The sequence below is a fragment of the Clostridium algidicarnis genome (assembly GCF_000703125.1).
Classification (GTDB): domain Bacteria; phylum Bacillota; class Clostridia; order Clostridiales; family Clostridiaceae; genus Clostridium_L; species Clostridium_L algidicarnis.
Genome location: NZ_JNLN01000001.1, coordinates 1,365,069 through 1,378,039 on the forward strand (window position 1 = coordinate 1,365,069; position 12,971 = coordinate 1,378,039).

A 12,971-nucleotide genomic window follows, 5' to 3' on the forward strand; every position below is an offset into this window, starting at 1 on the left:
TTGAATGGAATATATTGGGAGCACCTCTGGGGTACTGACACTTACTGTCAGCACCCCAGAGGTGCTCCCATATTTTGGTTCTATTTAACTATATTTGATAGGGAGAATTTTAAGTCTTCGGCATTTTTGCTAAGAACTTTAGCTAAATTATAAAGATCTTCATTAGAAGTTGTTTGGGCTTCTATGGAAGCTGTAACCTCTTCTGTAGAGGCGGTATTTTCTGAGGATATTTCAGAAATCTCATTTATATATTTATTTAAAATATCCTTGCCTTTATCAATGAGCTTTATGGAATCAGTTGCGTTATCCATAGCCTCTGTTATGTTTTCAATAGACTTTTTGATTTCCACAAAGGTATTGATAGTTTTTTCAACTTGATTTAATTCTTCTTTAAAGGCTCCTTCTGTTTCCTTAGAAATACTTAAAGACTCTCTAATGGACCTATCTATATTATCCATTATGGATTTAATATCCTTTGAAGCGTTTTGAGATTCCTCTGCCAATTTTCTTACCTCTTCAGCAACTACCGAAAATCCTCTACCAGCTTCTCCAGCTCTAGCAGCTTCAATGGATGCATTTAGAGCAAGAAGATTGGTTTGTGATGAAATGTCAGTGATTTTATTTAGGATAATTAATATATCTTTAGCATTAGAATTTAAAACCTCTATAGTGTTACTTACCTTTTTCATAGAAGATGAATTCTTCTTTGAAGTTTCATTTAGGGTTGCTATTATACTTTTGCTTTCTTCTATATAAGTACTAGATATTTTTGTGGCATTGTTAGCTTCACTAAGAATTTTTACAGTATTACTTATTTCATAATTAAAGCTATTAGAGATATCGACGCAAATCATGGAAGTATCGCTTTGATTAGAAGAACCAATAGCTATTTGAGATGAAGCAGCACCTATATCTTTTGAATTAAGATTGATCTCATTTGAAATATTAAGAAGGTTTTTAGCTGAGATATCTGTTTCATAAGCAAGGTTTGAAGTGGTAGTAAATAGGTTTTTTAGATTATCTATCATATTATTAAAGTTATAAGAAAGCTCATTCATTTCATTAATATCATAATCAGTACATGTTGCATCTAAATTACCCTTTGAAATTTCTTTAGTAACTTCAATTATTTCATTTAGAGGATTCACTATATTTTTTGCATTTTTCATGGAAATCATAAATCCTATAAATAAAAATAGTACTAGTAATCCTAAACTATAATATCCTATAATTTCAGAGGTCTTAGATAGTTCTCTACTAGGTATGGCTGCAACTACCTTCCATCCAGTGGATTTTATTGTTGAGTACACACTGAACATTTTCACATTGTTATCTTTAAAGTTTGAAGAACCACTATCTTCACTTAAAATTTTATTTATGTGGTCACCCTCCATTTTAGTTCCAATAAGCTCCTTGTTTTTATGAGAGATTATGTAGCCATCCTTGTCTACTATGAATATATAACCACTTTTACCTAGCTTAATATTTTCTAGAGAAGAATTAAATGCATCGGAGTCCAAATTTATCTTTAGTACTCCAACATTAGTATTAGAGGCAAGATCTTTAATAACTCTTGCCTGGCTCAACACAGGCTTTGACTCACTCCCTAAGTTATCTACATGAGAAGGAATCCATAAGGATTTACCTGTGGCATTTATAATAGACTTATACCAAGATTCATTTAAAGCTTTCTTACTTTTATCTAGTGTAATAGAAGTTCCACCAGAACTTAAAGAAAGGTCATCTTCCCTTATAAGATAAATGCTATTTATTTGAGAGTCATTAGAATTAGAAGTTATATTTTTCATTTTTGATTCAAGCTCATTTTTAATATTAAATTTTTCAAAGGGTGTATCATAAGTTTTAGTAAGAGCGTTAGTGAAATCTTTATCTAAAAAGAGTTGCATTGAGACGGTTTCAATGTTTTTAGTAATAAGATTTATATAATTAGTAGTTTGATCCAATATTTGATTAGTAGAGGATTTAAAATCTTCTACAGTTTGGTAACGAGTTAAAAGATGCACTACCACCGTATAAGATAATAAACTTATAAACAACACAATTAAAGTAGATGTTACAAGCTTTCTATACAAAGTGTTGGAATTTAGTGCCTTTAAGGGTTTCAAGGGTTTCAAAATTGAGTTTTTAGGCTTGTCCTTTTTGGAGTCTGCTAATGTATTGAGTTTATTATTTTTAGAGCTTGTTAGTGTATGAAGTTTGTCTTTTTTAAAATAATTTTTATTTTTTATACTAGAAGAAAAGCTTTTAAATATACTATGGTTTTTACGTGTGTTCTTCATGATCTGTCCTCCTATGATTAATCAATAATACTTAAAATGATTCTGTGAAATTTGACATCATTGTTATATTTTAAGCACATGAAAATTATAACAGATTATACTAAGTAGGCGTACATATAATTATATTTTCGTATAACAATACAAAATAGTACTGGATAATTTGGAATCATATCCGACATGATTCCAGTTAATGTAAGCACCCCAGAGGTGCACCCATTTAATGGTATATCATGGGTGAATATATTTTTATAGTTATGTCAATAATTTAAAGAACTATTAAAGGGGGGTAACAAAGTTAAGAAAGGAGAGAACAGATGCTTAAATATTTTAATAAAAGAAGATTAATTAGAAATTTAATTATTATACTTTTAACTTTAATTATTTTGTCATATGCTGCTCTTTGCTTAAAACTTTATAGTAAGGATTTATCAACATTTAAGGAATGCTTTGATAATGGAGATTATATAAAGGCTAACTCAATTATTTTAAATAAAGGGAACTTCAACATTATAAAAAAGATTAAAATTGGAAAAGACTTAAATACTTATTTCTTGAATTATATAGAAGAATTAGAGGCTAATGAAAATGATAAGGCTAAGTCCGAAGAATATGTATTATATATATTAAAGGAAATTGAAAGATATGATGTAGTTAATTATAAGGTTAAAGAAATACAAGAATCCCTTCCCGTATTTTCTAGTTCAAAAGATAGTTTTGAAAGGGCAAGTAATTTATTTAATGATAAAGATTATGTGGATGCTATGAAAAGTCTTAATGAAGTAAGCTCATTTTCCTTTGAATATTTAGAGGCTTTAGATATGAAAAGAAAGTGCTACTTAGCAATAAAAGAAGACACCTTAGATAAAGCTGATAAATTGGCAAAGGATAAATATTACTCTAAGGCTATATTATTAATTGAAGATAACCTAAGCTTATTTAAAGAGGATAAAGAATTGCTAGCTAAAGTTAAAGAGTATGAAGATGAAAAAGATAAATATCTTTTACTAAAAGAGAAGGAGCAAGTTCAAGCTGTATTTAAGAAACAGAAAATTTCCGAAAAGCAGAATATAAATTCCTTTGATATAGCAAGTGGTACTAATTATCTAATTCTTGTAAATATAAAAGAGCAAAAGACCTACATATATAAGGGTAGTAAAAATAAATGGTCACTTACTAAAGAATTTTTATGCTCTACAGGAATAAATGGAAAAGAAACACCTAAAGGAACCTTTACCGTACAAAACAAGGGAGATTGGTTTTATACGGATAAGTATGATCAAGGGGGGAAATACTGGGTAGGATTTAAGGGAAACTATCTTTTTCACTCCCTACCCTTTGATAAAGAACAGAAAAATATAGTAGATACTACTTTAGGGAAACCAGCCTCTCATGGTTGCATAAGATTAAAAGTTGAGGAATCTAAATGGATATATGATAATGTACCTATTGGATCAAAGGTTATTGTTAAGTAAACTATTAATGAAAAGATGCGAAAGCTAATGTTATGTTTATCTCATGACTACAAGTAAGAACTTCTAAGCTGCAGCGCAGTAAAAAGACCCTCTGAAGCTTAGAAGTCTGTTTACAGGATACGGTTATCCGATGCTACCATCCGTAACACCCCTATCCTCTTCAAGGTGGGGGATGACGGCTGCTACGCCCCTGGATAAGTTCTTCTAAGACTCAGATGGAGAGATGTATTCCTTATAAGCAAACTCCACCTGAGTCTAAGAATCACTTGATGATGATTTAAATACTTAAATGCTTCAATATTCACAGGGTTATAATCTTTGGGTTATGGCCCTTAAAAGCTTTTTCTAAAATTTCTATAACTGTTAGCAATTCATCATCCTTAACTAGTTTGGGTTCATGGTGCATAATGGCTGAGTAAATGTTATCATAGACTCTTCCATAATCTCCACTTGGAGTTTCAATAAACTTAGTTATTTCTTCTCCAGTGGTGCTAATATAATTCATAATCGCATAATCACTTGGTGTATCCAATCCAAAGCCTTCCGTTTCAGGCATGATACCTTTTTTTAGGAATTCCTCTTGTCTATCTATTGACCTTTTTATAAAGCTTCCTTTTTTACCATGGATAGTGAATCTAGAATAAGGAAGCTTTACTAAATGACTAGTTTTTAACTTAACCTTGAAACTATTATAAAATAATTGTATTTCATAATAGTCATCAGCATTAGCTGTATTCCTTATGGATTTAACATCATAAAATACCTTTTCTGGTCTACCGAATAAGGAAATAGCTTGGTCTAATATATGCACACCTAAACTAAAAACAGCTCCATTGTAATAGTCTAGATTATTACTAGTATCTTCAGGTCTATAATAATCAATATGTGATTCTAGTTCTATAATATCCCCTAAATTACCATGGTCTATAACACTTTTTAACACCAAAAAGTCAGAATCAAATCGTCTATTTTGGTAAGGCATTATAGTAAGTCCTTTAGAATTAGCTAAATCAAGTAACTTCTTTGTTTCACTAAGTGTTGTTGCAAAAGGCTTTTCTACTAATACATTTTTATTATTTAAAAGGCAAAGATTTGCAAGATTATAATGTGTGCTAGGTGGAGTACAAATAGTTACGAGTTTAACCTCGTCATCATTCAACACATCAGATATATTATCAGTAAAACTTATATTGTGATTCTCGTAGTGTTTTTCAAGTTCAAATTTCCTATTTCTATTATAAATCCATTTAACATTTATATCTTTTCTAAGCAGTATATAAGGTAGGTGATATCTAGTAGCACTCTTACCAAAGCCTAAAATAGCCATATTAAGTTTCATATAAAATGACCTCCCTTATTTTGGATGCACCCCAGAGGTGCACCCACATTATGGTAGCACCTCTGGGGTGCTACCAATTTCTAGCATTTCTATATAAACTCTTTCTCCTATGTTATAAGATGTGAGGGTATCTGATTTTACTTCAAAGGTGTTGTCTTTAGTTTTAACTGTGTACATATAAAATGAGCCAGAAAAGGTCTTGTTTAAAATTACAGCTTCTATAGATTGTACAGAATCTAATATTTTTGGTGAATTTACATTATTTGTAGAGCTTTGACTACCACTGATACTTTTTATTATTCTTATATTTTCTGGCCTTATAAACCTTTTTATACCATTTTCATAAATAATGTTGGCTGTACCTATGAAATTTAATACAAAATCATTTTTAGGATTGTTATATATTTCTTCAGGGGTACCTATTTGTTGAAGGAGCCCTTCATTCATTACAGCTATTTTGTCAGCTATATTTAATGCCTCTTCTTGATCATGGGTTACAAATACCATGGTAGTATCGAACTTTTTTTGAATCTCTTTTATTTCTTCACGCATACGTATCCTGAGCTTTGCATCTAAATTGCTTAAGGGTTCATCTAACAATAACACTTTTGGATTTACTATTAAGGAACGAGCTAATGCAACTCTTTGTTGTTGACCACCACTTAACTCATGTATCTTACGGGTTTTATATTCTAAAAGACCTACTAGATCTAAATATTCATTACCTTTTTTTAGTGCATCTTTTCTCTTGTAGCCCTTAAATTTAAGACCGTATATAATATTTTCAATAACCGTTAGATGAGGGAAGAGGGCATAGGACTGAAATACTGTGGACACAGGCCTTAATTCTGGTGGAAGTTTTGTTATATCTTCATCTTCAATTATAATACTTCCAAAGTCTGGTTTTAAAAATCCTCCTATCATCTTTAAGGTAGTAGTTTTACCACAGCCAGATGGACCTAAAAGACATAAAATTTCACCCTTTTCAATGGTTAAAGACAAGTTATCTACTGCTTTTTTCTTATCAAATTCTTTAGTTAGCCCCTTTAATTGAAGATACACTTTTAACCACACTCCTTCCTAAAATGAATTTTGAAACTACTATATTTATGCTTAAGGTTATAAGAATTATTATGCTAGATATTACGGAAGCAACTCCCATATTTCCACTGTTAATTGCATCAAATAAGTCTACAGTAGCCACCTTTTGACCTGGATATATTAGAAATATTATGGCTCCTATGGTGGTCATGGTACTAGTAAAATTATTCATAAAACCTATAGCAAAGGCAGATTTCATATTAGGAAAGATCACATCTTTTAGCACATGAAAGTTACTAGCACCTAAATCCTTTGCCGACCTTTCTATATCAGGATTAATCAAAGATAGTGAAGAACTACTAGTTTTTGTGGTCATAGGTAACTGCTTAAAGATACAATTTAGAACAACTATTGCAGCGGTACCTGTAAGCTCTAAGGGATAATTATTAAAGGCCAAAATATAGCCTATTCCAAAAAAGGTACCTGGTATTATATAAGGTAGGGTTGATATAAAATCTAAAGACTTTGTACCTATAATATTTCTTCTTTCTACATAATAAGCTATTAATATACCAAGAAGTGTTCCAAAGATACCTGCTATAAGAGAATAAACAATACTCCTTATAAAGCTTGAACTATTATACACCCTTAAATATTTTATATGATCCAAAGTCCACTGAAACTTACCATAGCTAAACTTAGATATACTAGATAAAAATATACTAGTATATTGAAGCAAGGTCATTATTAAAAACATAAAAGTTACTAAGGTTATAAAGTAATAGGGAATACCTTTAATCTTTATATCTAAATCTTCATAGCTTGATCTTCCAGAAGCTTTAGTCAGGTTAGAAGATCTTTTCATATAAAATCTATAGGCTATAAAAAGTAGCAAAGAAGGAACTAAAATAAGAACATTAAGAGCTGATGCGTATTCTAAGGCGGAATATGCTATTATCCTCATATAAATTTCAGTAGCTAGCACATTAAAAGATCCTCCAATCACCATAGGAGTCCCAAAATCCGACAAAGATTTTACAAAGGATAATAATGCACATACTATTAGTGAAGGTCTCATAAGTGGTAGTAATATGTTTATTAAAGCAAAATTACTATCAGACCCTAGATCTCTAGAGGCATTTAAAAGATTTTTATCTATAGAATTTATACTTCCTATTAGCATTAAGGAACTTAAAGATGCCATAGACAAGCTTTGCATTATAACAATTCCCTTCCATCCATAAGGGTTAAGGGTTAATTTTAATAATGTATGAGTTATAAATCCCCTTTTCCCAAAAAGCTGAATGTATGCTAAAGAAGAAATAAAGGGAGGAGATATCATGGATAATATTAATACAAACATAACTAAGTTTTTAATTTTATGTTTAGAAAAGCTTGTATAAATCGATATACATAAAGCTATTAAGGTAGAAAAGACAGTAGATAAGCTAGCTACAAACAAACTATTTTTAAGAAGTTTTTTGTTGTTAACTAATATGTCGTTATAAAGCTCTAAAGAAAAGCTTCCATTTGGGAAAAAGCTTTTATATATAACTGCAAGTATAGGATAAAGTATAAATGTAAATACTAAAAGAAATATTAGAAGGATAAGCATTTTATCGATTATATTATAAAAATGGGTATCTAATCTATTGTTAGATACCCTGGATTTTAAACTTTTCATTATTTGTCCCCTACAAGGGCACTCCATTTTTCTAACATTTCTTTTCTTTGTTTTCCGAATAAAGAAATGTCTTGTTTTAGTAGCTTATCCTCTGGGAAGGTTAATTCAACACCTTGGAGATTTGGTTTTATTATTTTTACAGTGTCTTTATTATCTATCTTTGCTATTTCTTTTAAGTTTTCATCTTTAAACACCCAAGTCATAAATTCCTTTGCAGCCTCAGGGTTTTTAGCATTTTTAAATACTGCAACTCCTTCTGGAACCCATGGAATTCCATCTTCAGGATAAATTAACTTAGCATTTTTTTCTTTTTCTAAATTTTCAAGGGACTTGTCTATATAAGTTATACCTATTGCAACTTCACCAGCAACTGTTTTGACATTTGGATCCTTACCTCTTTTTGAGTAATAAGGTATGTTTTTATTTAATTCTTCAAAGTACTTCCAGCCAGCTTCTTCACCTAAAGTTTGTATTAATGAATTAAGTACAGCGTAGTTAGTACCAGAAATTGCAGGATTCGACATAAGTATTTCATCTTTATAGACAGGATTAGTTAAGTCTTTCCAAGATTTTGGCTCTGGAAGATTCTTTTCTTTTAATACATCATTATTCACAATAAAGCCAACCACAGTTAAGCCCTTGCTAAACCAATAGTTATCTTCATCTTTAAAATTAGGAGAAAGGTCATTTGATCCTTCAAACTCACATTTTTTAAGTAAATTATCATCCTTAGCTTGCATGAATGCATCTATTCCTCCACCAAACCAAACATCAGCCATAGGTTTTCCATTTTCAGCCTTTACTTTCGAGATTACCTCTCCAGAAGACATGGATAAAAATTCAACCTTTGTTCCAGTTTCCTTGGTAAATTTTTCAAACAGTGGTTTATAATCCTCTGAGGTAGCTACTATATTTAACGTAGACTCCTTCTTAGTTTCATCAGTATTTGGAACATCTGAAGAAGGCTTTTTACCACAACCAAAAAGACCTAAGGTTAAAACACCAGACAATAAAAGCGCAAGAATATTAGAAGATCTTTTCATAATAAATACTCCTTTCAAAGAGAAAAATTTTAGTTTGCAAATTTAATTAAATTTTAACACGATTCTACATTTATTTCATCAGTATAGATAAATACTATAGGTAAGGTATCTATCATTTGTAATTAAAATAATAAAACTTAAGCTTTTGTATTAGAATATAAATATAACAAAAGATACATTAAACCACTATATAAAAGAAAGAGGGTGAAAACCCTTATATATTATTCATTGTAAGTTACTAAAATTAATAGTTAGATAGGCTATGATAAATTGATTTTAATAACTTTAGTAAATGTATGTAAGGGGTTTTAGATGATTATAGATACACATATGCATGAAAATATATATTCAGATGATAGCAACATGAGTCTTGATGAGATAACAAAAAGAGCAAAGGAAATAGGTCTTAATGGAGTTTGCATAACAGATCACGAAAGCAACGGATTGAGAAGAGATATAGCACCTTCATTTTATAAAGATGGAGTTTTGGTTATTGTAGGGGCAGAAATTTTAACCTTTGAAGGGGATATCCTAGTATTTGGACTTGAAAAGTTGCCAGAAACAATGATTCACGCAAAAGAGCTTATAGAAATGGTAAATAAGGTTAATGGAGTTACCATAAGTGCACATCCTTATAGAAATAATAATAGAGGACTTGGAGATCACATAAGAGATGTAAAGTCCACACTTACAGGGGTAGAAGCCTTCAATGGGAGTACATATCCCTTTGCAAATCTTTATGCCTACGCCTTAGCCACAGAATTAAATCTGGGATGCTTTGGGGCTAGTGACGCTCATGTGGTAAATAAAATAGGTACATATGCTACAAAATTTGCTGACAATATAAGAGATGAAAAAGATTTTATAGAAGCAATTAAACAAGGGAACTTTTGCCCAGTTAGAAAAAAGGATAAGGGATTTGAAACTATAAATGTTTATGATACTTTAAAGACAGCGTAAGTAATAATTATTTTATAATATTGACATTTTATTTTATATCTGATACCATAAGGTGAATTTAATGAAACAATTCATTTTAAATACTATGAAAAGAAAGAGTAAGATATTAATCTTCCAAAGAGAGCTCCTGTTTGGTGTAAAGGAGAGAAGAATAGTATGCTGAATACGTCTTGGAGTATCACACTTAAAGCTTAATTTATTTAAGTAAGTAGGCTGTTGACGGATCCTTCCCACGTTATAGGGATAGAGTATTATATTGTACTCGAAAAGGTTTATATGGTGACATATAAATAAATTAAGGTGGTACCGCGAGATTATACACTCTCGTCCTTATAGCTTAGCTATAGGGACGGGGGTTTTTTTATTTAAAAGATTATAGATGATAATTTTTATTTTAGAGAAAAGTTTTCAATTAGCATTAAAGATTATTATAGGCTTATAAGTAGCCAAAACACCTATAGCATACCATGCAAAATTAGAGAGGAGAATTATTATGATAAGTGTAGATGAACAATTAAAGATTATTAAAAAAGGTGCAGCAGAAATTATAAATGAAGAGGAATTAAAAGAGAAGCTTGTAAAAGCAGAAAAAGAAAATAGACCTCTTGTAGTAAAGCTCGGACTTGATCCAAGTGCTCCTGATATTCATATAGGTCATGCAGTGGTTTTAAGAAAGATAAAGCAACTTCAAGATTTAGGTCATAGAGCGGTAATAATCATAGGTGATTTTACTGGAATGATAGGAGATCCAACAGGTAAGTCAAAGGCGAGAAAACAACTTACAAAAGAGCAGGTTATGGAAAATGCAAGAACTTATGAAAAGCAAATTTTTAAAATATTAGATAAAGAAAAGACAGACTTAAGATTTAATAGTGAGTGGCTTGAAAAGCTTAATTTTAGAGATGTTATAGAGCTTTCGGCAAAATACAGTGTAGCGAGGATGCTTGAGAGAGAAGACTTTAAAAATAGATTTAAAAATGAAATAAGTATAGGGATCCATGAGTTTTTCTATCCTTTAATGCAAGCTTACGATTCTATAGCAATAAATGCAGACATAGAACTTGGTGGAACAGATCAAAGGTTTAACATATTAATGGGTAGAACTATGCAAAAGGAATACGGCAAGGAGTGCCAAATTGCTTTATTTATGCCTATATTAGAAGGACTTGATGGTAAGGAAAAAATGAGTAAAAGTCTTGGAAACTACATTGGAATTTATGATAGTCCAGAGCTTATGTACACAAAGACTATGGAAATTCCAGATGATCTTATAATAAAGTACTTTGAACTTGCAACAGATATACATCCAGATAAGATAAATGAAATGAAGGCTAATCTTGCGTCAGACAGCGTAAACCCAAGAGATGTAAAAATGAGTTTAGCTAAAGAAATAGTAAGATTATATCATAGTGAAGAGGATTCCTTAAAAGCTGAACATCACTTTGTACATGTGTTTCAGAAAAATCAAATGCCAGAAGATCTAGAACCTGTAAAAATAACTGATACTATGAACTTTATAGAAGTTATAGTGTATGCAAAGCTTGCATCATCTAACAGTGAAGCTAGAAGGCTTATAACTCAAGGTGGAGTTAGGATAAATGGAGAAAAGGTTAACGACTTTAATGATGTAAAATTAAAGGATGAGGATATAATACAAGTAGGAAAGAAAAAGTTTGCTAAGATTAAGTTATAATAACTCAAAATAAAAGATAACCAGTAAATATATTAGAGTATTTACTGGTTATCTTTATTTAAAGTACCTTACTTAGGAAATCTTTTGTTCTAGAGTTTTTAGGATTTGAAAATATATCTAAAGGCTTGCCTTCTTCTACAATATTTCCATCATCCATAAATAAAACTCTATCTCCAACTTCTTTTGCAAAGCCCATTTCATGGGTAACAACAACCATGGTCATGCCTTCTTTTGCTAGATCCTTCATAACAGCTAAAACTTCCCCAACCATTTCAGGGTCAAGTGCTGAAGTGGGTTCATCAAAAAGCATAACAGTAGGCTCCATTGCAAGAGCACGAGCTATAGCTATTCTTTGTTTTTGTCCACCTGATAACTGAGAAGGATAACTTTTCGCCTTTTCTCTAAGTCCTATTTTATCAAGTAATTTAAAAGCTATAGATTCAGCTTCTTCCTTTGATTTACCTTTAACCTTTACAGGAGCTAAGGTTATGTTGTCTAAAATTGTTTTATGTGGGAATAGGTTAAACTGTTGGAATACCATACCCATTTTTTCTCTTAATTTATTTATATCTACTTTCTTGTCTGTAATATTCTCACCCTCAAATATTATCTGTCCAGAGGTAGGAATTTCTAAAAGGTTAAGGCATCTTAAAAAAGTACTCTTTCCAGATCCGGAAGGGCCTATAACAACCACTACCTCACCTTTTTTAATCTCTTCATTAACACCTTTTAAAACTTTATTATCACCAAAGTCTTTAGTTAAATCTTTAATTTGTATCACTTATTTTCATCCTCCTTTCAGCTATTCCAAGTAATTTTGAAAGGGTGAATGTAATTACAAAATAAAATAAAGCTGCAACTATTAGAGGCTCAAATGGTTGGAAGGTTGTACCCCTAACAGTATTTGCATTATACATAAGTTCATGAATTCCTATAACGGAAACTATTGAAGATTCCTTTACAACTACAATAAATTCATTACCTAAGGCAGGCAAGATATTCTTAAAAGCTTGAGGAATTATAACATTTGCCATAGTCATAGAGCTTCCCATACCTAGACTTCTTGCAGCCTCTGTTTGTCCTTTATCTACTGCATTTATACCAGCTCTAATTATTTCAGCTACATATGCACCACTGTTAATAGACATGGTAATAGTTGCAGCCACTAGATCTGGCAGCTCTATTCCAATAGCTGGAAGACCGTAATATATAATATAAAGTTGAACAAGAACCGGAGTACCTCTTATAAATTCTATATAAATAGAGGATATAACTTTTAATATCTTTTTATTTGAAAGCTTCATAAGAGAAAGTAAAAGACCTATTAATGACCCAATTATTACTGTGAAAAAAGCAAGGATAAGGGTAAACTTAGTACCCTTAAAGAAAAACCCTGAATATTCACCTAAAAAGCTAAAATCCAATTTAAATCCCCCCTG

At 30.9% G+C, this 12,971-nt stretch carries 10 protein-coding genes and 1 other annotated feature; of the genes, 3 read left to right on the plus strand and 7 right to left on the minus strand.

Features of this window, described 5'->3' with window-relative positions; genetic code table 11:
- Window positions 1-80 precede the first annotated feature (80 nt).
- Window positions 81-2,300 (minus strand): methyl-accepting chemotaxis protein, encoded by a 2,220-nt coding sequence (locus tag BV55_RS0106770; RefSeq protein WP_029452066.1) that lies wholly within the window; start codon window positions 2,298-2,300, stop codon window positions 81-83.
- Window positions 2,301-2,614: 314 nt separating this feature from the next.
- On the opposite strand from BV55_RS0106770, the gene BV55_RS0106775 reads away from it, so the two are divergent.
- Window positions 2,615-3,772 carry a L,D-transpeptidase gene (locus BV55_RS0106775; RefSeq protein ID WP_029452067.1) on the plus strand — a complete coding sequence of 386 codons (1,158 nt, stop codon included), beginning with the start codon at window positions 2,615-2,617 and terminating at the stop codon, window positions 3,770-3,772.
- Between the two features lie 301 nt (window positions 3,773-4,073).
- Here the strand turns inward: BV55_RS0106775 and BV55_RS0106780 are convergent, their stop codons facing one another.
- Genes BV55_RS0106780 through BV55_RS0106795 form a run of 4 tightly spaced genes read right to left on the minus strand, consistent with a single transcriptional unit; the run spans window position 4,074 to window position 8,879 of the window.
- Entirely contained in the window at window positions 4,074-5,111 is a 1,038-nt protein-coding gene (locus BV55_RS0106780) for an oxidoreductase (RefSeq protein ID WP_029452068.1), read from the minus strand.
- Between the two features lie 48 nt (window positions 5,112-5,159).
- Window positions 5,160-6,173: an ABC transporter ATP-binding protein gene (locus tag BV55_RS0106785; protein WP_051652429.1), complete on the minus strand. Its 1,014-nt coding sequence runs from the start codon at window positions 6,171-6,173 to the stop codon at window positions 5,160-5,162.
- Window positions 6,145-7,836, minus strand: a complete 1,692-nt coding sequence (locus BV55_RS0106790) for an ABC transporter permease (RefSeq protein WP_029452070.1) — start codon at window positions 7,834-7,836, stop codon at window positions 6,145-6,147. Before BV55_RS0106790 ends, BV55_RS0106785 begins: the two co-directional genes overlap by 29 nt.
- On the minus strand, window positions 7,836-8,879 hold the full coding sequence (locus BV55_RS0106795) for an ABC transporter substrate-binding protein (RefSeq protein WP_029452071.1): 1,044 nt from the start codon (window positions 8,877-8,879) through the stop codon (window positions 7,836-7,838). The genes BV55_RS0106790 and BV55_RS0106795 overlap by 1 nt, the downstream gene beginning before the upstream one ends.
- 312 nt (window positions 8,880-9,191) lie before the next feature.
- Between BV55_RS0106795 and BV55_RS0106800 the strand changes: the two genes are divergently transcribed.
- Both BV55_RS0106800 and tyrS read left to right on the plus strand, forming a co-directional pair.
- Window positions 9,192-9,839 carry a PHP domain-containing protein gene (locus tag BV55_RS0106800; RefSeq protein ID WP_029452072.1) on the plus strand — a complete coding sequence of 216 codons (648 nt, stop codon included), beginning with the start codon at window positions 9,192-9,194 and terminating at the stop codon, window positions 9,837-9,839.
- A gap of 76 nt (window positions 9,840-9,915) precedes the next feature.
- Window positions 9,916-10,174: a binding site (T-box leader), on the plus strand.
- Window positions 10,175-10,332: 158 nt separating this feature from the next.
- On the plus strand, window positions 10,333-11,532 hold the full coding sequence (tyrS, locus tag BV55_RS0106805; RefSeq protein WP_029452073.1) for a tyrosine--tRNA ligase: 1,200 nt from the start codon (window positions 10,333-10,335) through the stop codon (window positions 11,530-11,532).
- Between the two features lie 58 nt (window positions 11,533-11,590).
- On the opposite strand, the gene BV55_RS0106810 is transcribed toward tyrS, so the two are convergent.
- Together BV55_RS0106810 and BV55_RS0106815 are read right to left on the minus strand one after the other, a co-directional pair.
- Window positions 11,591-12,313: an amino acid ABC transporter ATP-binding protein gene (locus BV55_RS0106810; RefSeq protein WP_029452075.1), complete on the minus strand. Its 723-nt coding sequence runs from the start codon at window positions 12,311-12,313 to the stop codon at window positions 11,591-11,593.
- Entirely contained in the window at window positions 12,300-12,956 is a 657-nt protein-coding gene (locus BV55_RS0106815; protein ID WP_029452076.1) for an amino acid ABC transporter permease, read from the minus strand. The genes BV55_RS0106810 and BV55_RS0106815 overlap by 14 nt, the downstream gene beginning before the upstream one ends.
- Between the last annotated feature and the right edge of the window lie 15 nt (window positions 12,957-12,971).

Excerpts from the sequence above, each read along its gene's own strand:
- tyrS (WP_029452073.1), top strand. The coding sequence starts at position 10,333 with ATGATAAGTGTAGATGAACAATTAAAGATTATTAAAAAAGGTGCAGCA.
- BV55_RS0106795 (WP_029452071.1), bottom strand. The coding sequence starts at position 8,879 with ATGAAAAGATCTTCTAATATTCTTGCGCTTTTATTGTCTGGTGTTTTA.
- BV55_RS0106800 (WP_029452072.1), top strand. The coding sequence starts at position 9,192 with ATGATTATAGATACACATATGCATGAAAATATATATTCAGATGATAGC.
- BV55_RS0106775 (WP_029452067.1), top strand. The coding sequence starts at position 2,615 with ATGCTTAAATATTTTAATAAAAGAAGATTAATTAGAAATTTAATTATT.
- BV55_RS0106770 (WP_029452066.1), bottom strand. The coding sequence starts at position 2,300 with ATGAAGAACACACGTAAAAACCATAGTATATTTAAAAGCTTTTCTTCT.
- BV55_RS0106790 (WP_029452070.1), bottom strand. The coding sequence starts at position 7,836 with ATGAAAAGTTTAAAATCCAGGGTATCTAACAATAGATTAGATACCCAT.
- BV55_RS0106780 (WP_029452068.1), bottom strand. The coding sequence starts at position 5,111 with ATGAAACTTAATATGGCTATTTTAGGCTTTGGTAAGAGTGCTACTAGA.